General features: G+C 70.6%; 20 protein-coding genes. 15 read left to right on the top strand and 5 right to left on the bottom strand.

The annotated features are described in order from the left end of the window. The first annotated feature begins 15 nt into the window (after window positions 1–15). Window positions 16–459 carry a methylmalonyl-CoA epimerase gene (gene mce, locus ACGFIQ_RS26810; RefSeq protein ID WP_393248163.1) on the top strand — a complete coding sequence of 148 codons (444 nt, stop codon included), beginning with the start codon at window positions 16–18 and terminating at the stop codon, window positions 457–459. A 5-nt stretch (window positions 460–464) separates the two neighbouring features. On the opposite strand, the gene ACGFIQ_RS26805 is transcribed toward mce, so the two are convergent. Further along, entirely contained in the window at window positions 465–1,304 is an 840-nt protein-coding gene (locus ACGFIQ_RS26805; protein WP_393248130.1) for a metallophosphoesterase family protein, read from the bottom strand. A 66-nt stretch (window positions 1,305–1,370) separates the two neighbouring features. Here ACGFIQ_RS26805 and ACGFIQ_RS26800 point away from each other — a divergent pair, with 66 nt between their 5' ends. The 7 genes from ACGFIQ_RS26800 (at window position 1,371) to ACGFIQ_RS26770 (ending at window position 10,886) form a co-directional block, all read left to right on the top strand. Continuing rightward, entirely contained in the window at window positions 1,371–2,018 is a 648-nt protein-coding gene (locus ACGFIQ_RS26800; RefSeq protein WP_393248161.1) for a 4'-phosphopantetheinyl transferase, read from the top strand. Window positions 2,019–2,051: 33 nt separating this feature from the next. Then, window positions 2,052–3,149, top strand: a complete 1,098-nt coding sequence (locus tag ACGFIQ_RS26795; RefSeq protein WP_393248128.1) for an MBL fold metallo-hydrolase — start codon at window positions 2,052–2,054, stop codon at window positions 3,147–3,149. Between the two features lie 72 nt (window positions 3,150–3,221). Continuing rightward, window positions 3,222–4,028: an alpha/beta fold hydrolase gene (locus tag ACGFIQ_RS26790; protein ID WP_393248126.1), complete on the top strand. Its 807-nt coding sequence runs from the start codon at window positions 3,222–3,224 to the stop codon at window positions 4,026–4,028. A 14-nt stretch (window positions 4,029–4,042) separates the two neighbouring features. Next, window positions 4,043–4,858 carry an alpha/beta fold hydrolase gene (locus ACGFIQ_RS26785; RefSeq protein WP_393248124.1) on the top strand — a complete coding sequence of 272 codons (816 nt, stop codon included), beginning with the start codon at window positions 4,043–4,045 and terminating at the stop codon, window positions 4,856–4,858. Further along, a complete protein-coding gene (locus ACGFIQ_RS26780) occupies window positions 4,855–5,649 on the top strand; it encodes an alpha/beta hydrolase (RefSeq protein WP_357570518.1) in 795 nt (264 codons plus the stop codon). Before ACGFIQ_RS26785 ends, ACGFIQ_RS26780 begins: the two co-directional genes overlap by 4 nt. Before the next feature lie 117 nt (window positions 5,650–5,766). Further along, the gene (locus ACGFIQ_RS26775; protein ID WP_393248122.1) at window positions 5,767–8,184 is read left to right on the top strand and encodes a LuxR C-terminal-related transcriptional regulator; all 2,418 of its coding nucleotides are present in this window, start codon (window positions 5,767–5,769) and stop codon (window positions 8,182–8,184) included. Beyond that, window positions 8,181–10,886, top strand: a complete 2,706-nt coding sequence (locus ACGFIQ_RS26770; protein WP_393248120.1) for an AAA family ATPase — start codon at window positions 8,181–8,183, stop codon at window positions 10,884–10,886. Before ACGFIQ_RS26775 ends, ACGFIQ_RS26770 begins: the two co-directional genes overlap by 4 nt. A 297-nt stretch (window positions 10,887–11,183) precedes the next feature. Here ACGFIQ_RS26770 and ACGFIQ_RS26765 read toward each other — a convergent pair whose 3' ends face one another. Beyond that, window positions 11,184–11,408: a hypothetical protein gene (locus ACGFIQ_RS26765; RefSeq protein ID WP_393248118.1), complete on the bottom strand. Its 225-nt coding sequence runs from the start codon at window positions 11,406–11,408 to the stop codon at window positions 11,184–11,186. A gap of 336 nt (window positions 11,409–11,744) precedes the next feature. Between ACGFIQ_RS26765 and ACGFIQ_RS26760 the strand changes: the two genes are divergently transcribed. The 3 genes from ACGFIQ_RS26760 to ACGFIQ_RS26750 all read left to right on the top strand — a co-directional run bounded on the left by ACGFIQ_RS26760 (window position 11,745) and on the right by ACGFIQ_RS26750 (window position 13,603). Beyond that, window positions 11,745–11,987 carry a hypothetical protein gene (locus ACGFIQ_RS26760; protein ID WP_393248116.1) on the top strand — a complete coding sequence of 81 codons (243 nt, stop codon included), beginning with the start codon at window positions 11,745–11,747 and terminating at the stop codon, window positions 11,985–11,987. A gap of 166 nt (window positions 11,988–12,153) precedes the next feature. Beyond that, complete coding sequence (locus ACGFIQ_RS26755; RefSeq protein ID WP_393248114.1) at window positions 12,154–12,471, top strand: hypothetical protein; 318 nt, start codon at window positions 12,154–12,156, stop codon at window positions 12,469–12,471. A gap of 619 nt (window positions 12,472–13,090) precedes the next feature. Next, window positions 13,091–13,603 (top strand): hypothetical protein, encoded by a 513-nt coding sequence (locus tag ACGFIQ_RS26750; protein WP_393248112.1) that lies wholly within the window; start codon window positions 13,091–13,093, stop codon window positions 13,601–13,603. A gap of 390 nt (window positions 13,604–13,993) precedes the next feature. Here the strand turns inward: ACGFIQ_RS26750 and ACGFIQ_RS26745 are convergent, their stop codons facing one another. Further along, the gene (locus ACGFIQ_RS26745; protein ID WP_393248110.1) at window positions 13,994–14,419 is read right to left on the bottom strand and encodes a DUF6924 domain-containing protein; all 426 of its coding nucleotides are present in this window, start codon (window positions 14,417–14,419) and stop codon (window positions 13,994–13,996) included. A 696-nt stretch (window positions 14,420–15,115) separates the two neighbouring features. Between ACGFIQ_RS26745 and ACGFIQ_RS26740 the strand changes: the two genes are divergently transcribed. Continuing rightward, window positions 15,116–15,493, top strand: a complete 378-nt coding sequence (locus ACGFIQ_RS26740) for a GNAT family N-acetyltransferase (protein WP_393248159.1) — start codon at window positions 15,116–15,118, stop codon at window positions 15,491–15,493. A 155-nt stretch (window positions 15,494–15,648) separates the two neighbouring features. Here ACGFIQ_RS26740 and ACGFIQ_RS26735 read toward each other — a convergent pair whose 3' ends face one another. Together ACGFIQ_RS26735 and ACGFIQ_RS26730 are read right to left on the bottom strand one after the other, a co-directional pair. Next, the gene (locus ACGFIQ_RS26735) at window positions 15,649–16,251 is read right to left on the bottom strand and encodes an SMI1/KNR4 family protein (protein ID WP_393248108.1); all 603 of its coding nucleotides are present in this window, start codon (window positions 16,249–16,251) and stop codon (window positions 15,649–15,651) included. A 15-nt stretch (window positions 16,252–16,266) separates the two neighbouring features. After that, window positions 16,267–16,395 (bottom strand): hypothetical protein, encoded by a 129-nt coding sequence (locus tag ACGFIQ_RS26730; protein WP_393248106.1) that lies wholly within the window; start codon window positions 16,393–16,395, stop codon window positions 16,267–16,269. Between the two features lie 468 nt (window positions 16,396–16,863). On the opposite strand from ACGFIQ_RS26730, the gene fxsA reads away from it, so the two are divergent. From fxsA to ACGFIQ_RS26715, 3 genes are read left to right on the top strand one after another with little or no spacing between them, the layout of a single operon-like run. Beyond that, a complete protein-coding gene (fxsA, locus tag ACGFIQ_RS26725) occupies window positions 16,864–16,992 on the top strand; it encodes an FxSxx-COOH cyclophane-containing RiPP peptide (RefSeq protein WP_231639982.1) in 129 nt (42 codons plus the stop codon). Between the two features lie 8 nt (window positions 16,993–17,000). Further along, on the top strand, window positions 17,001–18,227 hold the full coding sequence (locus tag ACGFIQ_RS26720; protein WP_393248103.1) for an FxsB family cyclophane-forming radical SAM/SPASM peptide maturase: 1,227 nt from the start codon (window positions 17,001–17,003) through the stop codon (window positions 18,225–18,227). Continuing rightward, window positions 18,224–20,083: an HEXXH motif domain-containing protein gene (locus ACGFIQ_RS26715; RefSeq protein ID WP_393248101.1), complete on the top strand. Its 1,860-nt coding sequence runs from the start codon at window positions 18,224–18,226 to the stop codon at window positions 20,081–20,083. The genes ACGFIQ_RS26720 and ACGFIQ_RS26715 overlap by 4 nt, the downstream gene beginning before the upstream one ends. The last annotated feature ends 2 nt before the right edge of the window (window positions 20,084–20,085 follow it).

Below are 20,085 nucleotides of genomic sequence, written 5' to 3'. Positions count from 1 at the left end.
AACCAGGAGAGACGTATCCCGACCGGCGACGATCACCTGGGCCTGCGCGGCATCGACCACGTGGGCATCGCGGTGCCGGACCTGGACGAGGCGATCGCCCTCTACACCGGGGTGTTCGGCCTGCGGTGCGTGCATCGGGAGCAGAACGACGAGCAGGGCGTCCGCGAGGCGATGCTGGAGGCGGGCGACCAGGGCGGAACCCGGATCCAGCTGTTGGCGCCGCTGTCCGCGCAGTCGCCGATCGCCACATTCCTCGACCGCCGCGGCCCGGGCGTGCAGCAGGTGGCCTACCGGGTGGCCGACATCGACGCGGCCGGCGCGGCGCTTCGCGAGCGGGGCGCGCGGCTGCTCTACGAGACCCCGCGGCGGGGCACCGAGGGGTCGCTGGTCAACTTCGTGCACCCGCGTTCGGCGGGCGGCGTGCTGGTGGAGCTGGTGCAACCAGCCGCACCGGACTAGTCCGGTCAGCTCACCGGCAGGATCTGCCGAGGCCCGGGCGGACGGTCGCCGCGCCGCCGCCACTCGCGGGGGTAGCCCACCGACACCTCGTGGTGCGGGACGCCGTCGTGCCAGGTGACGCGCGGGATGTGCAGATGGCCGTAGACGACGGCGGCCGCCCGGTGCCGCACGTGCCAGTCGGCGGTGCGGTCCGTGCCGCACCACAGCGCGAACTCCGGGTGGTGCAGGACCCGCGTCGGCTGCCGGACCAGCGGGAAGTGATTGACCAGGACGGTCGGCAGCGCCGGGTCGCACGCGTCGAGCAGCGCCTCGGTGCGGGTCACCCGCGCGCGACACCAGGCGTCCCGGCTCGGGTACGGGTCGGGGTGCAGCATGAACTCGTCGCTGCAGACCACGCCCGCGTCGTACGCGATCTTGAGGCCCTCCTCCTTGGTGCGCGCGGTGGACGGCAGGAAACTGTAGTCGTACAGCAGGAACAGCGGCGCCACGGTGACCGGGCCGCCCGCACCCCGCCAGACCGGATAGGGGTCCTCCGGGGTGTGCACGCCGAGCTGCCGGCACACCTGCACCAGGCGCTGATAGCGCTCCTCGCCGCGGGCCTGCACCGCGTCGTCCTTCGTGGTCCACAGCTCGTGGTTGCCGGGCGCCCACACCACTGTCGCGAACCGCTCCCGCAGCTCGCCGAGCACCCACCGGACATCGGCGACCGTCTCGGCCACGTCACCGGCCACGATCAGCCAATCCTCATCGGACCCGGGCCGCAGCTCGTCCGCCACGAAACGGCGGTTCTCCTCGTATGCGACATGCAGGTCGCTGATCGCCAGCAGTCGTCCGGGCGTCCCCATCCGGCCACGGTAGACGACGAAAGCAGGGGTGGTCGCGGACCGGGGGTGACCGGGATGATTATCACCATGGTCGAGGATCTGTTGCCACCGACGGTGGCGGTGACCGCCACGCGCACCGACCCACCCGAGGCTGAGCTGTTCGCCGAGGAGCAGGCCGAGGTGGCCCGCGCCGTGGCGAAACGCCGGGCCGAGTTCACCACGGTGCGCCACTGCGCCCGTGCGGCGCTGGCGACCCTCGGCCTGCCGCCGGCGCCGATCCTGCGCGGCGAGCGCGGCGCCCCGATCTGGCCGGCCGGCATCGTCGGCAGCATGACGCACTGCGCCGGCTACCGCGCCGCGGCGGTCGCGCGCGCCACCGATCTGCGGTCCATCGGCATCGACGCGGAGCCGAACGAGGAAATGCCCGAGGGCGTCCTGGACGCGGTGTCACTACCCGCGGAGCGGGACTGGATCGCCGCCCACCTGGCCGAGCGCCCCACCGTCCGGTGGGACCGCCTGCTGTTCAGCGCGAAGGAGTCGGTCTACAAGGCCTGGTATCCGCTGACCGGCCGCTGGCTGGACTTCGCCGAGGCGGAGATCACCCCGGCCGGCGAGGGCCGGTTCGTCGCCCGCCTGCTGGTGCCCGGCCCGGTCGTCGACGGCTCGCCGCTGTCGTCCTTCACCGGTCGCTGGTCGGCGCGGGCCGGCCTGGTCGCCACCGCCGTGACCGTGTGACAGCGGCCGCGGACAGGTCTTTCAGCTGGGGAGATGAAGGTTCTCTCCAGCCAGTCGGCGGTCGCCCATGCCACCCACGGATCGCGTCCGGACGGACCAGCAGCCGAAGCCGCCGCCGTACCACTCTGCGCGGAACCGGCGCCAGCAGCGATGCCGGTCGCCCGGGCTCGTACGGCCACATCGTCATGTCGGCCGCCCCGGCGGCGGCGCCTCGCCGACGTCCTGCGAGGGGAACGGCTGAACCTACGACGCAGTCGTTCAACGGAAGCGAGCGATTGCGTGAGCGTGCACCGTCGGTGGGATCGCCCCGCGGACCGCGGGCCTGACGTACACGAGGACAACACCGATGCACGACGTGCGAGTGACACACATCGGGGGACCGGCGGCCCTCATCGAGGTGGCCGGCTGGCGGATCCTCACGGATCCGACGTTCGACCCGCCGGGTCGCCGGCACGCGTTCGGCTGGGGACCAGCTCGCGGAAGGTCACCGGGCCCGCGCTGCGACCCGAGCAGGTCGGGCCCATCGACGCGGTACTGCTCAGCCACGCGCATCACGCGGACAACCTCGACGAGAGCGGTCGGGAGCTGCTCGCCGACGTACCCGTCATCGTCACCACCCGCGCCGGTGCGCGTCGCCTCGGCGGCCGGGCGCGTGGCCTGCGACCGTGGGACGAGACCGTCCTCGATGCTTCCGGGCGGCCGCCGATCACGGTAACCGCGACGCCGTGCAGGCACGGGCCGCCGCTCAGCCTCCCCATCGCGGGGCCGGTCATCGGGTTCGCGTTGCGGTGGGACGGCCAGGAGCACGGCGTGCTGTGGGTCACCGGTGACACCGTCATGTTCCGCGGCCTGCGGGAGGTGCCACGGCGGCTGACCGTCGGCACCGTCCTGCTGCACCTGGGCGCCGTCAGGTTCCCGATGACCGGCCGCCTGCACTACAGCCTCACCGGACGCGAGGCCGTCGAACTCTGCCGGCTCGTCCGGCCACACACCATCATCCCGGTGCACTACGAGGGCTGGTCCCATTTCAGCCAGGGCAGAGCGGCGGTCGAGCGGGCGTTCGCGGCCGCACCGGACGGACTCGGCGACCGATTGCGGTGGCTGCCGCGGCAACCACAGTCAACTCACTGAAGCACCGCCGGGACGGCATCCCGCAGCGTAGTGGCGCAGCACATGCAGCCATCGCTGAAAGGGTTTCATGACATGCCGACCACTCGACGTACCCTGATCGCCGGCTCCGCCGCGGTCGCCACCGGAGCCCTCATCGGGGCGCCGGCGGCGACCGCACACTCCAGGCCAGCCACGCCGAAGCCGACAGTCGTGCTGGTGCACGGCGCGTTCGCCGACGCGTCCGGCTGGACCGACACCGCCCGGATCCTGCAGCGCGACGGCTACCCGGTCCTCGCGCCGGCGAACCCGCTGCGCAGCGTCTCCGCCGACGCCGCCTACCTGGCCAGCATCCTGGCCAGCGTGCCCGGACCGCTGGTCCTGGTCGCGCACTCGTACGGCGGCATGGTCATCACCAACGCGGCCGTCGGCAATCCGAACGTCAAAGCCCTCGTCTACGTCGCCGCGTTCGCCCCCGAACAGGGCGAGACGCTGCAGGGACTGCAGCTCAAGTTCCCGGGCAGCAAGCTCGGCGAGGCGGCGCTGGACTTCCGCCCGTACCCGACCGCCGACGGCGCCGGCAGCGTCGACGGCTACGTCAAGACCAGCGTCTTCCGCGACGTGTTCGCCGCCGACCTGCCCCGCGCCACGACCGACCTGATGGCCGCCACACAGCGGCCTGGCGACGTGCACACCCTCGGGGAGCCGTCCGGTGCTCCGGCCTGGAAGCACATTCCCACCTGGTACCTCGTGGCCCGCCACGACAACCTCATCCCGGCCGCCGCGCAACGGTTCATGGCGCAGCGGGCCGGTGCCCGGATCACCGAGGTCAACGCCTCGCACGTGGCGATGATCTCGCAACCGCGGGTCACCGCCGATGTCATCAAGCACGCAGCCCGTTGAGAGGACCCACCATCATGTACGTCACCACCGCTGACGGCGCGTCGATCTTCTACAAGGACTGGGGTGCCGGCCGCGCGGTCGTGCTGTCGCACGGCTGGCCGCTCAACTCCGACAGCTGGGAGGCGCAGGCGCTCTTCCTCGCCGAGCACGGGTTCCGGGTCATCGCCCACGACCGACGCGGACACGGCCGGTCGACCCAGACGTGGCACGGCAACGAGATGGACACGTACGCCGACGACCTCGCCACGCTCCTGGACACCCTGGACGTGCGGGAGGCGACCCTGGTCGGGTTCTCCACCGGCGGCGGCGAGGTGGCCCGGTACATCGGGCGGCATGGCACCGGTCGGCTCGTGCAGGCCGCGCTGATCTCGGCGGTGCCGCCGTTCATGCTGCAGACACCGGACAACCCCGGCGGGGTCCCGGTTCAGGTGTTCGACGCGATCCGGGCCGGATCCCTCGCAGACCGTTCGCAGACGTACAAGGATCTCGCGGCCGGGCCGTTCTTCGGCGGGACCGCGTCGCAGGGCGTGCGGGACGCGTTCTGGCTGCAGTCGATGGCCGCCGGCCACCGCAACGCCTTCGAGTGCATCGCCGCGTTCTCCGCCACCGACTTCCGACCCGACCTCGCCGCGATCGACGTGCCGACCCTGGTCATCCACGGCGACGCCGACCAGGTCGTGCCGTTCGAGGTCGGCGGCATGGCCTCATCGGCGCTGATCAAGGACGCCCGGCTCGTCGTCTACGCCGGCGCACCACACGGCATCACCGACACCCACAAGCAGCAGCTCGGCATCGACCTGCTCGCGTTCCTGAGGGAGTACGACGCATGAGCACGATCGTCCTCATCCACGGCCTGTGGGTCACCCCGCGCAGCTGGGAACACTGGATCCCGTACTACGAGGCGCAGGGCCACACCGTCGTCGCACCCGCCTACCCCGGCTTCGAGGTGGAGGTCGAGGCGTTGCGCGCCGATCCGACCCCGATCGCCACGGTCACCGTGCCGGAGACCCTCACGCGCCTGGAGAAGGTCATCACGGCGCTGCCCGAGCCGCCGATCCTCATCGGTCACTCGTTCGGCGGCACGCTGACGCAGCTGCTGATGGACCGGGGGTACGGCGCCGCGGGTGTGGTCATCGACTCCGCCCCGCCGGAGGGCATCCGGGTCACCCCGCCGTCGCAGATCCGTTCCCTGTTCCCGATCCTGAACAACCCCGCGAAGCGGCACCAGGCGGCCGGGTTCACCCCGGCGCAGTTCCACTACGCGTTCACCAACACGCTGCCCGAGGACGAGGCGCTCGCCGCCTACGAGCGGTACGCGATCCCCGCTCCGGGCAGTTGGGTGTGGACCTACGGGCTCACCGCCAACTTCACGCCTGGGCATCAGGAGACCTGGGTCGACTTCCGAAACGAGCGGCGGGCCCCGCTGCTGTTCATCGCCGGCGGCGCCGACCACATCATGCCGCCGTCGGTGAACAGGTCCAACGCCCACCACTACCAGGCGGCCGGCACCGTCACCGACTACCACGAGTTCCCGGGCCGCTCGCACTGGACGTGCGCCGAACCCGGCTGGGAGCAGGTCGCCGACTACGCCCTGACCTGGGCGTCACAGCACCTCCGGTAGGTGCGTGGCGGCGGTCGGGTGAGCCGGTGCCCGACCGCCGCCGACGACTGGTGCGTAAGACGATCTTGGACGATACTGGCGTCCCGGGTATGAGCGAGCACGACGAGAACGGAACCGATGGCAGCGGCACGGCAGGCGGACCCCGATTCGCGCGGTGCCGGGCGATTCACGGCGCTGCGAGAGGTTCTCGCCTACCTGCGTGACGCTTCGTCCGTCGTTTCCGGTATGTACCTGCAGGGAAGCGCCGGCGTCGGCATGTCGACGGTGCTGTCCAGCGTCGCGGCCCGGGCGCGGCGTCGCGGTCACCGTCTCATCGTGGTCAGCGGGTCTCATGCGGAGCGTGACGTTGCGTTCGCGGGACTGCACCAGATGCTGCACGCGTGCCGGCGCCTGCCCGCCGCCCGTCCGGCGATCGACCTGCTGACGACAGCCGTCGGCGGCGGCACTGCCGGCCCCGATCCTTCTGCCGGCGTCGACTCGGCTGTGGTGAGGGCTGTCGGGTCGCTGCTCGCGGCGATCACCGTGGACGGGCCCGCGCTGGTCGTCGTCGACAACGCCCACCGCCTCGACGCGCAGACGTCCGCGACCATGGCACGCGCACTCGCCCGTGCACCCGTTCCCGGCCTGGCCGTCATCCTGGGCGGGCACCCGGCGGGCGCGCGGGCGTGGCCGTCGCTGCGAACCCGGACGCTGCCCGGTCTACCGGAGGCCGCGGCGCGGCGGCTGCTGCTCGCACGGGCGCCGGGACTGGACCGGTGGCTCGCCGACCGGATCGTGGACGAGGCCGCAGGCCGGCCGCTCGCGCTGGTCGAGCTGCCGATCGCCTGGCGCGACGGGTACACCCCGGGCGCCGACCTCCTGAGGCAGCATTCGCCGCTGACGACACGGCTCGCGCAGTCGCTGCTGGAGGAGGTCACCGCGCTGCCCCTGGAGGGCGCTTTCGGCTTGCCGGACGTCCTGGAGACCGGGGACAGCAGACGCACCGATCCGCTGCTCGCCGCCGCGCTGGCGCAGACGGCGGACCCCGCCGACCCGCCCGCGACGCACGCGGAGACCGGCGGGCCCATCCAACGCGCCGTGGCCGTGATGGGATCCGGACAGCGGGACGAGCAGGCCGGCAGGGCGCTCATCGAGGGCGCGAGCGTCGCTGCGGACCTCGGTCGGTTCGAGGTGGTCGCGGCGCTGCTCGACGACCTGCCGGAGCAGATCAACCCGATCGACGCCGTCCGCCGCGACCTGCTACTGCGCCGCGTCGGCGACGGGTCATGGCCACGGCTGCCGTCGGCGGAGATACTGTGCACCGTCGCCGACACCTGCCGCGGCGCCGGCAACCCCGACCTGGCCCTCGACCTCCTCGCCGGGTTCGCCGAAACCGTCACCTGGACCGACGTCGACGAACCGACCCGCCAGCGGCTCCTCGTCTCGCTCGGCGACCTCGACCCGCACCGCGACGACCCGCGGGGGCTGCTGGTCGCCGCGACCCTCGCCGGCCACTCAGCCGGCGTCGGCGTCGGCGTCGGTGCCGGCCGGCAAGCGGGGCTGGCGCTGCGGCGGCTGGGCCACCTCGAACCCGCCACCGTGCACCTGGAACCCGTCGTCGCGACGCTGACCCGGCAGCGCCACTTCGGGTTGCTGGTGCCGGCCGCGGCAGCCCTCGCCGACGCGCAGCTGTTCCTCGGCCGGTGGGACGACGCCGACCGGCACCTGCGGGCCGCGACCGACGCGGCGGAACGCACCGGCCAGGTGGTGTGGCTGGCGTACCTGCGGGCGACGGCGGCGCTGCTGCACGCGTGGCGCGGCGAGGTCGACAGCGCCCGCGGCGCCGCCGACACGGCCGAGCTGACGCTGGGAGACCGGCCGGTGGGGCCGGTGCGGCTGCGGGTCGCCGCCGCCCGTGGGACCGCGCTCATGACCGAGGACCGCTTCGCCGAGGCATGCGTGGCAATGGAACCGGTGACGGTCGGTCCGGGCGTTCACGCGTACACGATCGACCTCGCCGTCGTCGCGACCCTGCACGCGGAGGCCGCCAGCCGCGGCCGACCACGACCCGAGCACCAGCTGCCGGACAAGCTGTCACCCGACGGCGAGACGCACCACATGTACGCGCGGGCGCTGCTGCAACCACACGAGGCGGCGTTCACCGACCTGCTCCAGCGGACCGGGCGGCTGCCGTGGCTACGGGCACGGGTCCAGCTGACCTACGGGTCGTGGCTGCGCCGGGACCGGCGCATCGGCGAGGCACGCGAGCAACTGCACGCCGCCCGTGCCGCGTTCGCCGCCCTGTCCGCCCGACACTGGTCCGACCGTACCGAGCAGGAGCTGCGCGCGGCCGGCACCGACCAGCGCGGCGGGCTGCTCACACCGCAGGAGCTCGCGGTCGTCAAGCTCGCCGCGACCGGCCTGTCCAACCGGGAGATCGGCGCGCGGCTGGACCTGTCGGCGCGCACCGTCGAATCGCACCTCGCCCGGGCCTTCCCGAAACTGTCGATCAGCTCCCGCCATCAACTGCCCGCCCGCCTGTACGAGCTGACATGACCGACCTCTTCGGCAGGGCTCACGAGGTTGGTGTGCTCGACGCCCTGATCGCCGGCGCACGCCAGGGCGGCGGGTCGTTGCTGCTGCGCGGTGACGCCGGCGTCGGCAAGTCGGCGCTGCTGCACGCGGCCACCGCGATCGCCGACCGCCACGGACACCTGGTGCTGACCGCTGGCGGCGCCGACGGTGACGCCACCCCCTACGTCAGCTTCCGTCGGATGCTGCCACCCCAGATGATCGACGCGGCGGACCTGCCGCCCGCCCAGCGCGCCGCGCTGCTCGCGGCGACCCGCACGGACGACCCCGCCGCCGTGCCCGAGCCGTTCCTGGTCGGCATGGCCGCCCTGACCGTCCTCACCGACGCCCCCGAGGACCGGCCGATCACGCTCATCGTCGACGACGCACACTGGCTGGACGCGCAGTCCCGCGCCGTGATCGCGTTCCTCGGCCGCCGGCTCGCCGCCGACCCGGTGCTGCTGATCGTGGCGACCAGACCCGTCGACGACCCCGCCACCGCCCTCGACGCGACCACGACCCTCACCGTGCCGCCGTTGCCCGCCGACGCCGCGACCGCACTGCTCGACTCGGTCGCCGCCGGCCTGGACCCGTTCGTCCGCGGCCAGATCCTGCACGCCGCCCGCGGCAACCCGTTGGCACTGACCGAACTACCCCGCACCTGGGTTAGCACGGCACCCGCCGCCCCGGCCATCCCCGTCGGCGACCACATCCGGTCCAGCTTCGCCGGCAGCTACCGCCGCCTGCCACCGATCAGCCGCGACGTCCTGCTGATCGCGGCCCTCGACGAACACTCAGCCACCACGGAGATCCTCCACGCGGCCGAGCTCTTCGCCGGCCGACCGATCCCGCACGGCGCACTGAGTCCCTCGGCGTCGGCAGCCCTGATCACGGTCTCGCGCACCGACGTCGTCTTCCGTCATCCGTTGGTACGGGCAGCCGTCATCGAATCCGAGGACGCCGAACGCGTACGGGCCGGACACCACGCCCTTGCCGTTGCCCTGGAACGTTCGGATCACCGCCGCGCGCTGACCCATCGGGCACAGGCAACACACGGCACCGACGACATCCTCGCCGCTGACCTCGCCGACGCCGCTGAGCAAGGCCGCCACCGTGCCGAGACGACCACCGCTATCTGGCTCATGGAACGCGCCGCCGGCGTCACCACCGACCCGGGTCTGCGCGGCCACCGGCAACTGATCGCCGCCACCTGGGCGTACGAGCTCGGCGACCGCCGGACCGTCGACCGGCTGGTCACCCACGCCCGCGCCGAGCCCCTGACCCCGCTCGACCAGATCCGCGCCTCGTGGCTCGCCGAGATCTTCACCGGCCACGGCACCGACATCCTTGCCCTGCACCGCGACGTGCAGCTCGCCCGGGACTCCGGCGACCTCGAACTCGCCTGGAACGTCCTCATGTCCATCGCCTCCCGCTGCTACTGGACACCACCGGACGAGCCGACCCGGCAACTGCTCGCCGCCACCGCGCAGGCGCTGCCCGTCGCCGGGTCCGAGTACCGCCTGGTCTTCGCCCTGTCCGGCATCGACCAGGTCAGCCACACCGCCCGCATCCTCGCCGAATGCCGGCGCGCCCTGACCCGGGACGTCCCGGACGCCAACGCCCTACGCATGTACGCGATGGGCGCCGTCGTCGTCGGCGACGCGCTCGTCGCCCGGACGTTCGGCGACGAGGCAGAACGCCTGCTGCGCGCCCAGGGCCGCCTCGGGCTCCTGCCGCACGTCCTGCTCACCCGCATCCAGGCCGACTGGTCCATCGGCCACTGGGACCGCGCCCGGACCGCCCTCGACGAGGGTCGCCGCCTCGCCGCCGAGACCAACCAACCGACCTGGCGTAACTCGGCCCGACTGAACGAGGCCCGCATGGCCGCCCTGACCGGCTCGTTCGAACACCTCTCACAGACCTTGGCCGAGATCGACGCCGAGGCGCTCCGCCAGGGCACCACCAGTTTCCTGCCCCGTGTGCAGGTCGTGCGCGGCACGGCGCTGGTGGCCCGCGGCAGGTACGAGGACGGGTTCGACGTGCTCCGGCGCGTCTTCGATCCGCAGGACCCGTTGTACGACCCGCGCAGCACCTTCCCGGCAGTCATGTTCCTGGCCGACGCCGCGGTGCACACCGGTCGCGGTCTGCTTGCGCTGCAGCTCATCGACGGCGTTCGCCGGCTGCTCGGCCCGACCCCACCGGTCGACTTCCGGGTCGTGAACGCCTACGCCGGCGCGGTCCTCGCCGACAGCGAAGCGTCCTTTCTGAGCGCATTGGAGGGCGAAGCAGTCCACTGGCCCTGGGTGCTGGCGCGGCTCAGGCTGGCGTACGGCACGTTGCTCCGCCGACGTCGTAGGGACGCCGATGCGGTGCCGCACCTGCAGTTGGCCCTCGCCGGGCTGTCTCGGATGGGTGCGCTGCCCTGGGTCGAACAGGCCCAGCAGCAGCTGCGCGCCGCGGGCGCCCAGACCTCCCAACCGGGTGTGGTGCCGCAGCAGGTGCTGAACGCGCAGGAGCTTCAAATCGCCACACTGGCCGCCACCGGCCTCACCAACCGCGAGATCGGCACGCAACTGTTCCTGTCCCCACGAACGGTCGGCTCCCACCTGTACCGCATCTTCCCGAAACTCGGCATCACCTCCAGGGGGCAGCTGACCGCCCTGCTGAACACGACGCCAAACAACTGACGCTCACGGCCGGTGAGACCTCCCGGATTGGGCCGGGCCGGCGTAGCGCTGCTTGACCGGTGGTCAAGTTTCAGGTGCCTACCTGGGTCATTTGCCGAATTGCTCGTTCTCTGGATCAAGGCGGCCCGCAAGCGGGCCGCAGGCCGGCCGCGCTCGGCCTGCTGGCGGCGCAAGCACCGGCATCGGCCGGCGCGCCGGCCGATTGCAGACTGCGCCAAGGTCTGGAACCGATGCCTCCGGCGGGGATCTTCGACAGAGATGGGCTTCACGCAGGGGCAGCGACGCCGAGGCCATCGCTCAGTCGAGCAGTCCCGGAACCCGCTCCCGAAGCATGGCCATCACCCGCGACAGCCCAGCGTCCAGGTCGTCGCCGTCCCATTCCACGAGTTCCCCGCCCAGCGGCTCGCCCCACACCCGCACCGTCCAGCGCCCCCGTTCGCGTTCGCCGTCCATCCTGACGATGGCGACCAGGCCGTGATCCCCGGACTGGACATGCAACTCCGGCTCCCGCCACCGGTGCACCGAAATGACACATCCGGTTCGACTATCCACAACGGCCACCACGCGCACATCCGCGGTTGCCCCTGGCGAGGCACCTCCGACCGGTGCGGTGGCCGGACCCACCTCACCCGCAATGGATTCCTGCCATGACTCGCACCGCACCTCAGGGGCAAGCTGCGGCGGGTTCACCGGCTCCCCTGGGCAGGTGCGGGCCATCCACGGGCCAGTAACCGTAGGGCGCAGCGGTCATGAGTGGGCACGAGCGGCATGGGCTCTGCCGCCGCCGGCAGCCGTTTCGGACATCACGGCCCGTTGAGCGCGCTCTTACAAACTGAAGGTGTCCGTAGGCTGCTTGACGTGGCAGAGGACGAGGTGGTCTTGCGGCTCAACCGCGACGAAGCGCTGGTTCTGTTCGAGTGGCTGTATCGCACCGACGAGACCACCAACGACTTCGCTGACCTGGTCGAGGATCAGGCGGAGCAACGGGCGCTGTGGAATCTCACCTGCCTACTGGAACAAGAGCTGGTCGAGCCGTTCTCGCCGCAGTACGCCGAGCTGGTCGAGCAGGCACGAGCCCGGTTGCGGGATGAGGGTTCATGACCGTGCCGTGTGCCCGTTGCATGCCCGTCGGGACAGGAGCCGAGGGTCGACGGCGGTCACCGCCTGGACGTCGCCCCGGCATGGCGGTGCAGGTCAAACCAGGTCCTGGCGATGAGACTTCCCGCCGTGTCCACACTTCCTAAACCGTGCGCTGCGGCCCCCACCCGTGTCAGCGTCCCAGGAGTTGGCCGCCCGCAACCAGCCCGGCGGTTACTGGGTGGCAGCGGCCGACCCGTTCGCCGCTCGACACGCGATCACCGGAGAAGTGCCACTCGACAGCGTCCGGCGAGTCGCTGTGCTGACCGACGGAGCAGCCCGCCTGGTCGCCCTTTGCGGTCTACTCGACTGGCCCGACGTGCTCGACGTCCTAGCCCAGGGCGGACCGACCGAGCTGATCAGCCGAGTCCGCGCCATCGAGGCCGCCGACCCGTCCTGCATGAATTGGGCGCGCAACAATCGCAGCGACGACGCCACCGCCGTTTAGGCAGCCTGAGGAGCGATTCCGCAAGCAGGGCCGGCTGCCGGCGTGTGATCCGTCAGCTGATGTGCGACGGCTGCCGGCGAAGCGGTGAGAACTTTCTGTACGTCTTCAAGGCGGCCCGAGACGGGCCGCAAGCGCCGCCGATTAGGCGTCATGACCGCCCGGCCGGGAGATGGCCGGGCGGTCATGCCCATTGCCCATCGGCTGGCGCGGAAAGCGGTAAGCCCGGAGCCGCCGCAGACTGTGATGCCAGGGGTGGTTGAAGATTGAGGGCCGGCAGCCGGCCGGACCGCCCGATCGGCGCGGCGCAGCGTGGGGAGGGTGCACCGGGTCCGCGCGGCAGGTCGCGGCCGTCGCGGTCGGCGTTGGCGGCACGAGTGTCCCGGGCCGCCCCTCCAAGCTCAAGGGCGCTACGCGTCGCAAGCGACGGCCCTGCGGGCCGCCCTTGACCTTGGAGCCTCTGCGGCCCTCGGGCAGGAGTCGTGGGCAGGCCGATGGCCTGCCCATACATGATGCGCGCCGCCAACGCCGCCCCCAACTCGTCGCGGCCCGGTCAGAGACGTCAAGGTCCGCTTGACGCGGCGGAGACCGGCCCAGCCCCACTCCCCGTGAGGGTGGATCGATGGCAGACGAGGATGGCAGGCTGATTCCTCAGTACCCTCCCATTGTGGAGCGTGCGACGATCGCGAAGAGAGCGGAAAAGCTGCTAAGCGGGCCTAATGTGGATAGGGAGGACATTCGGTTCTTCCTGGCCCAGTTGCTGCAACAACATCAAAGTCAGGTGCGCGAAGTTACTAAGGCCATAAGCCGCTCGTTTATCTTAGCTTTTGTTTTCGTTGTACTTTCAAACTCGACAATTGCTGAGGCAGAACTAATGGGCGTGAAGGTGCAAGACTTCTCCTTCTTTCGCCTCGCAATTCCTGTTGTGATGACCGTTATGGTTCTGCGGGCCATTGTCGCGCTGCGTGCGAGCAGCGTGAACTATCAGGTCTTTTATCATGTCGTGAAGCGGCATCTGCCGAATTGGCATGACTCAGGGTTGGTGGACCTGCTAGTCAGCTTCGAGGGTCACTATCGGCCGGGGTCGGTTATACGCATATCGACGGAACGGAACATCCAGCAGTCCATCGCATGAATCAAGCCGTGAGGTCTGCAGAAATGGTAGGAGGCCTTGTCCTGCCAGTTCTGTTTCAGATCTACGCTTATTTTGAGCTATTCAATGACGTGCGAATTTCCGGTGGTTTGATTATCGCCTCCTTGGTCGTGTCGACAGCCTTTGTTGTTTTCTCTTGCGCTTATGTTTGGAATATGGGGTTGGCCGAGGTGAAGAGCAGGGAGTGAAGCCGTGCCCGATGCAGCGGTCGACACGGGTCGGCAGCGGTATGCCGAAGGGTCCGCGTTCAGCGGACCGTAGCCGCTGTCGAGGTGAGGCTGTTACGAACAGCGCAGATTTATCCGATTCCCAAGCTGACAGTGTGGTTCGATCTCCGTCACCGGCTGAGCAAGTAGGCCCCAGACCAGGACGTCAGTCCCCGTCGAAGCCCTGGTACGTGTCCGACCTATCGATGGCGTTGGCGAACTCGGCAAAGTCCATGTTCGCGATGGTGAGGTTGGTCGAGACGTCCGCGTACCAGCGGGGCGGCACCCGGAAGGTGCGGCCCGGCTCGTCCGCCAGGTCGAGTGCGAGAAGCGGACGTTCGACGTCCGTCATCGTGGTCGCGTCGGCAAGGAAGAGGTACGTCAGCCTGTCGTCTTGGCTTGCTGCGTTGTCGGCGTCGACCAGTTCATGGAGGCTCACGCCCTTGTACTTCGGGTCGCTGACGAAGGTGGCGCTGTCTTCGCCCTCCCAGGTGCGCAAGGCCGCCTTCACGGCTTCCCAGGCAGTGTCGTCGGTGAAGTCCGTACGGAGCACCAGCGATGTGAGGTCGTTGGGTTGAGGTAGAGAGATCACGATGACATCCTCCCCAGCCCTCCGCTGGGTGACTAACCGGGTGACGATCGGGACGGACGCCAGCGGACGAGCAGGGACCTTGATGGATGGCTTCGGCAGGCCAGCCCCTGTGGAACGGCAGGTCAGCACCTCGTGCTGGTTGCCTGGGGGTCAAGGGGTCGTCGGTTCGAATCCGGCCGTCCCGATAGACAGAAGTCCCGGACAAGCGGAAACGTTGGTCAGGGCTTTAGGTTTGTCTATGGGGTTTTGAATCGCCCCCCGAAAACCCCCATTTAGCGGGGTCGGCAACCAGGTTCGTCGTCCCTGCGCATCGTCAGAGCCGTCGAGACACCGGCTGTCGACGACATCCGTCAGCCTACGGGCCAACGTGCCCAACTGGGTACGCCCGAACGTGCACAGGTCCATGACGACACTCAACGATTGATCTCGGAGGTCCGCCATCCTGCCGTCGATTCTGGCCATCAACTTCAGCGACGCTCGGCTGTCGGGGCCGGGGTCGGGGTCGGGGTCGGGACAAGCGAACCGGAATGGGCTGAGAACTGCCGGCATGACGAGTCGAATCCACGGGGATCTGCAGTTCGTTCGTGCCACGGCCGCGGACGTGGCACGAACGAACTGGCGGTGCTCGACCACGCCGCGGCCTGGCTCACCGCCGCCGGCATCTAGCAGTGGCCGGATCGGTTTGTCGCCGAATGGATAACACCGGCCGTTGAGCGCGGGGGAACCTGGCTGGTACGTGCCAACGGTCGCATCGCGGGCACGGTGACGCTCGACTGGTCCGATCCCGTATGGAGCGACTGCTTGGGTCGAGCCGGCTACCTGCACCGGATGGCGGTGGAAAGGTGGGCCGCCGGTACCGGCAGCGCCATCCTGACCTGGGCCGCGGATCGGGCACGCGCCCACGACGCCGCCGTGCTACGGCTCGACTGCGTGGCCACCAATCCCGGCTTGCGGGCCTACTACGAGGCCGCCGGCTTTCACCACCGCGGTGACGTCGAAGTCGGCGGCGCTCCCGGTCAGCGCTCCGGCGGCGGCACCCGAACGCTTGTCAGCCGCTACGAGCTACTTCTCTGACGAGAACGGCGGCCGCTCTCGATCGCGTACACGAAGTTACGATGGCGCCACCAGCGTGCACGGTCGGCGGCAGAAGAGTGAGCAGCGATTTGGGTTTGGCGGACGAAAGCTCGCCAAGCAGATGGTGTGCGCCGATGGCTGGGATGACCAGCCGCTCAGCGGAAGTGCCGGTCGCCGACCAGTACGGCGTCCAGCCATCTCTCGTACCACGACAGGAAGTCCGGATCCGCAGTGAAGTGCGGCCCGTGCTTGCCTGGGGAGGTGTCAACGACCCGTCCGCGAGCAGGGCCGGTGAGGATGAGAAGCGACAGGTCGCCACAGCCCTGATGGCTGAGCACCAGCGTTCCGCGGAACGGTTCGTCGTCTTCGTCTGGCGCCGCCTCCGCGAGCCAATTTTCGTACACTCGGCCGGGCTCGGTCGCAAAAGGTCTGGCCAGCATGGTGGCGTCGGGGTCGCCCTGCAGCGTCCATTCCCAGTCCTCGATGGCAAGGAGGCCGTAGAAGGGACCTGCCCCACCGAACGGACCGGGTCCTCCGTGTCCGACCGTGGTGATGAAGCCGCGATAGTCGGGCGGCAGCCCGACTCCATGACGAGTCTCGAAGGCGACGACCTCATCTTCCGTTAAGACTGGCCCGATCCGGAAGCGGTGGGAGTCAGCACCGAACATGACCGGCTCCCCGGGCGACGACGCGGCGACCGCCAGCTTCGACGCCACCCGCACCAGTCGTGCTGACAAGTCATCGCGGCTATCCACCATGTCGTTAGTCGAGCACTACGCCTTGCAGACGGCCTGCCCCGGCCGGACCACAACCGCTTTGTCCAGGACCGGAAACCTGCGCATCCGGATCCCGGCGTGGGCGGCCAGGTGCTTGAGCCGGCGGGTCGCGGCGTGCCGGTCCATCCTGGTGCCGAGGGTGTTGCGCAGGATTGGGCCCGTCGAAGCGACCGCCGACCGCCCGGTCGACAGCCCTGGCCACCGCTGGCGGTAGTGGGACGAGGACGACTTTGCCGCCCTTGTCGCGTACCCGGAGGACGGGGTGGCCGTGTTCCTCGCCGAGGTCGCCGATGTGCGAGCCGCAGGCTTCGAAGATCCGCAGCCCGAGCGGGCGCGGCGCCGCGATTTCCGCGACCACTGCCAGAAATCGGACAGCCCACGGGGCGGGCGCCGGCTATGGACTGTCCGGGGCGGGGCGTCGGCCGTAGACTGACCCGGTTGTCCGGCATCCACTGGTATCTTGGGTTAGTTTAGGAAGTTTGCTCCGCCTCCAGCTGCCGCGTTCGGAGCCGGTCAGGATCACTAGCGTGCGATTGTCCCATAGAGGAATCAATGGAAACCACGGCCGATGATTATCTGTCTCACCAATTGGATGTGAGCAAGATCAGCCTCGCCGAACTCCGGGAGGCGAGGCAGGGCGCGTTCGTGCACTGCCTGGAGCGGATTCTCGACGAGCTGGACCGACCGCAGGACCCCGTCGCTGGTTTCACCTCCGCGATCTGAACCCCGTCGTGGTCACCAGCGCGCCACCGTCACTTCCTGCGCCGTCCGAATGGCCGCTCGGTGAGTCACCGCTCGACATCGCACCGGCCGGTTGGCGGCCCACCCCGTTCCACGACTTCGTCGTCAAGCTGGACAGTCGGTGCGACCTCGCCTGCGACTACTGCTACATGTACGAGCTGGCCGACCGTTCCTGGCGGGGCCGGACGGCCTTCATGCCCGACGAGGTCGTCGACCTGGCGGCCCAGCGCATCGCCGAACACGCCCGCGACCACCGCCTGTCGACGATCCGGGTCATCCTGCACGGCGGCGAGCCGCTGCTCGCCCCGCCCGCCACGTTGCAGCGGGTGGTCAGCACGCTGCGGGCGGCGCTGTCGCCCGGGACGGCGGCACAGTTCACCGTGCAGACCAACGGCACCCGCCTGACCGAGCAACGCCTGCGCCTGCTGGGCGCTGCCGGCCTGCGGGTCGGGGTCAGCGTGGACGGTGGCCGGGTGGCCAACGACCGGCACCGCCGGCACCTCGGCGGCCGGAGCAGCTTCCCCGCCGTCGACCGCGCGCTGCGGCTGTTGCGCGAGCAGCCCGACCTGTTCGCCGGCATACTCAGCGTCATCGACCTGCGCAACGATCCGGTCGAGACCTACGAGACGCTGCTGGCGTACCAGCCCCCGGCCCTGGACTTCCTGCTGCCGCACGGCAACTGGAGCGAGCCACCGCCGGGTCGTCCGCCCGACGCCAGCACCCGGTACGGAGAGTGGCTCGTCGCCGTCTTCGACCGGTGGTACGACGCGCCCCGGCGGGAGACCCGCCTCCGCCTCTTCGAAGAGATCGCCGTGAGCGTCCTGGGCGGCCACAGCAGGTCGGAGCAGATCGGACTGAGCCCCGTCGGGGTGATCGTCATCGACGTCGACGGGTCGCTCGAACAGGTCGACACGCTGCGCTCCGCCTACGAGGGCGCCCCGGCCACCGGCCTCACCCTGGCCGATCACCCGTTGGACGCCGCCCTGCGGCACCCCGCCGTCATCGCCCGACAGATCGGCGCGAAGGCACTCGCTCCGGCGTGTCTTGATTGTTCGGTTCATCCGGTCTGTGGTGGAGGGTACTATCCGCACCGATACCGTAAGGGCTCAGGATTCCGCAATCCCTCGGTCTACTGCGCCGACCTGCGATATCTGATCGACCACATCGCCGGCCGCGTACAGGCCGATGTCGCCCGAGTGATGAGGCAACGCGCGTGACCGACGTGATCCGACTTCCCGCCCAGTCCTTCAGCCAGCTCGCCGCGGGCCACGGCGACGCCGAGACGATCGCCCGGCTCCGCCGCGGCCAGCTCAGCCGGCGGCTGTTCCTGCTGCGGGCACTGCTGGACGCCGACCCGTCCCCGGCCACCGGGGCCTCGCTGGAGCTGCTCGTCCGCGCCCAGGCCCACCGGCCGGAGGCCGTCGACGAGGTACTGCTCGCTCCGCACGTCGGCTCCTGGCTGACGGTCACACTCCGGCGCCTGCGGGCCGGCCCCGCCACGGTGCCGCCCCGCAGTCGCCGCTCCGGCGCCACCGTCGCGGCCTCCCGCGACGTCGGCCGGCTGGGCGAGATCGCCGCGGCCGCGGCGGCCCGGGCCGGGCTGGACTTCACGATCGAGCTGTCCAGCACCGACGGCCAGGTCATGCTGCCGACGTACGGACGCGCCGAGTCGGGGACCGGCAGCGTCACCGTCACCGCCGAGGCCGGCCGGCTGCGGATCGGCCCGGTCCTGGTACCCACCGACCCGTCGGCGGACGCGCCCGGCTGGTCCGGCCTGCGCACGATCGCGGCCCAGGCCGCCGGCCGCACGCTGCGGCTGATCGTCGACGACCTCGACCCGTGCCGCGACATCCACCAACTTCGGGCGGCGGGCCGGCTCTCCGACCCCGAGCTGGCCGGGTGGCAGGCGGCCCTCGACGAGGCGTGGCCGGTGCTCGTGCGGTCGCACCCCGGCTACGCCGAGGGGATCGCCGCGGGACTCACCACGATCGTCCCGCTTGTCGCCCCCGAGGAGAGTTACGGCGTCAACGCGACCGCCATGGAGTCGTTCGGCGCCGTGTCCCTGACCCCACCCACCGATCCACTCGCCCTGGCGGCGGCGCTGGTCCACGAGTGGCAGCACGCCAAACTCGGGGCGCTGCTCGACCTGATCCCGCTGCACCACGTCGATCCGGAACCCCGGCACTACGCGCCGTGGCGCGACGATCCCCGGCCGCTCGGCGGGCTGTTGCACGGTGTCTACGCCTTCTTCGGGGTCACCGACTTCTGGCGGGTGCAACGGCACGTCCAGCGCGACGCCGCCGCCCGGTTCGCCGACTTCGAATTCGCCCGCTGGCGCTCCATGGTCTGGCAGACCACCGAGCTGCTGCACGGGGTCCCGAACCTGACCGAGGAGGGCCGGCGGTTCCTCGCCACGCTGACCGAACGGCAGCGCCGCTGGCTCGCGGAACCCGTCTCCCCGGCTGCGGCCTCGCTGGCCCGGCAGGTCACCGCCGAACACCGGCTCGGCTGGCGCCTGCGCAACCGGATGCCCGATCCGCACCGGGTGCGCCGGCTGGCGGACGACTGGCTGGCCGGGGCGGCGGCCTCACCCGGGCCGATCTCCGCCGTGCTGACCCACGACGTCGGCTGGACCTCGACCCACAACGTCCGATTCGACCTGGCCGGACTCCAGATGGCAGATCCGGAGGGCTTCGACCAGCTCTGCACCGACCCGGCCCAGGTGACCACACAGGTACCACAGGCGTCCGCCGGCGACATCGCGCAGATCCTCGGCGACCACGCGACCGCCCGCGCCGCGTACCTCCGCCAGATCCTCGACCAACCGGACGAGCCACGGTCCTGGGTCGGTCTGGCGATCCTCACCGAGCTGAGCGGCGACGACGCGGACGGGGAGACCGCCGCGCTGCACCAGATGCCGGAACTCGTCGCCGCGCTGCACCGCGAGATCCGGCGTCGCGGCGCCGACGCACCGGACCCGCTCCGGCTGACCCGCTGGCTGCGCCCCCTCGTGGCCGAGGCGCCCGAGGCGGTCAGCCCGGCGGCGGGCGCCCCGCTCGCCGCCCGGGCCTAGGG

The sequence above is a fragment of the Micromonospora sp. NPDC048898 genome (assembly GCF_043198035.1).
Lineage (GTDB): Bacteria > Actinomycetota > Actinomycetes > Mycobacteriales > Micromonosporaceae > Micromonospora.
Note: the sequence above shows the minus strand (reverse complement) of the source record. Positions and strands in the feature narration are given on the sequence as shown.

Coding starts and splice junctions, on each gene's coding strand:
- ACGFIQ_RS26805 (WP_393248130.1), bottom strand. CDS start 1,304: ATGGGGACGCCCGGACGACTGCTGGCGATCAGCGACCTGCATGTCGCA.
- ACGFIQ_RS26800 (WP_393248161.1), top strand. CDS start 1,371: ATGGTCGAGGATCTGTTGCCACCGACGGTGGCGGTGACCGCCACGCGC.
- ACGFIQ_RS26795 (WP_393248128.1), top strand. CDS start 2,052: ATGAAGGTTCTCTCCAGCCAGTCGGCGGTCGCCCATGCCACCCACGGA.
- ACGFIQ_RS26790 (WP_393248126.1), top strand. CDS start 3,222: ATGCCGACCACTCGACGTACCCTGATCGCCGGCTCCGCCGCGGTCGCC.
- ACGFIQ_RS26785 (WP_393248124.1), top strand. CDS start 4,043: ATGTACGTCACCACCGCTGACGGCGCGTCGATCTTCTACAAGGACTGG.
- ACGFIQ_RS26780 (WP_357570518.1), top strand. CDS start 4,855: ATGAGCACGATCGTCCTCATCCACGGCCTGTGGGTCACCCCGCGCAGC.
- ACGFIQ_RS26775 (WP_393248122.1), top strand. CDS start 5,767: ATGGCAGCGGCACGGCAGGCGGACCCCGATTCGCGCGGTGCCGGGCGA.
- ACGFIQ_RS26770 (WP_393248120.1), top strand. CDS start 8,181: ATGACCGACCTCTTCGGCAGGGCTCACGAGGTTGGTGTGCTCGACGCC.
- ACGFIQ_RS26750 (WP_393248112.1), top strand. CDS start 13,091: ATGGCAGACGAGGATGGCAGGCTGATTCCTCAGTACCCTCCCATTGTG.
- ACGFIQ_RS26735 (WP_393248108.1), bottom strand. CDS start 16,251: ATGGTGGATAGCCGCGATGACTTGTCAGCACGACTGGTGCGGGTGGCG.
- ACGFIQ_RS26730 (WP_393248106.1), bottom strand. CDS start 16,395: ATGGACCGGCACGCCGCGACCCGCCGGCTCAAGCACCTGGCCGCCCAC.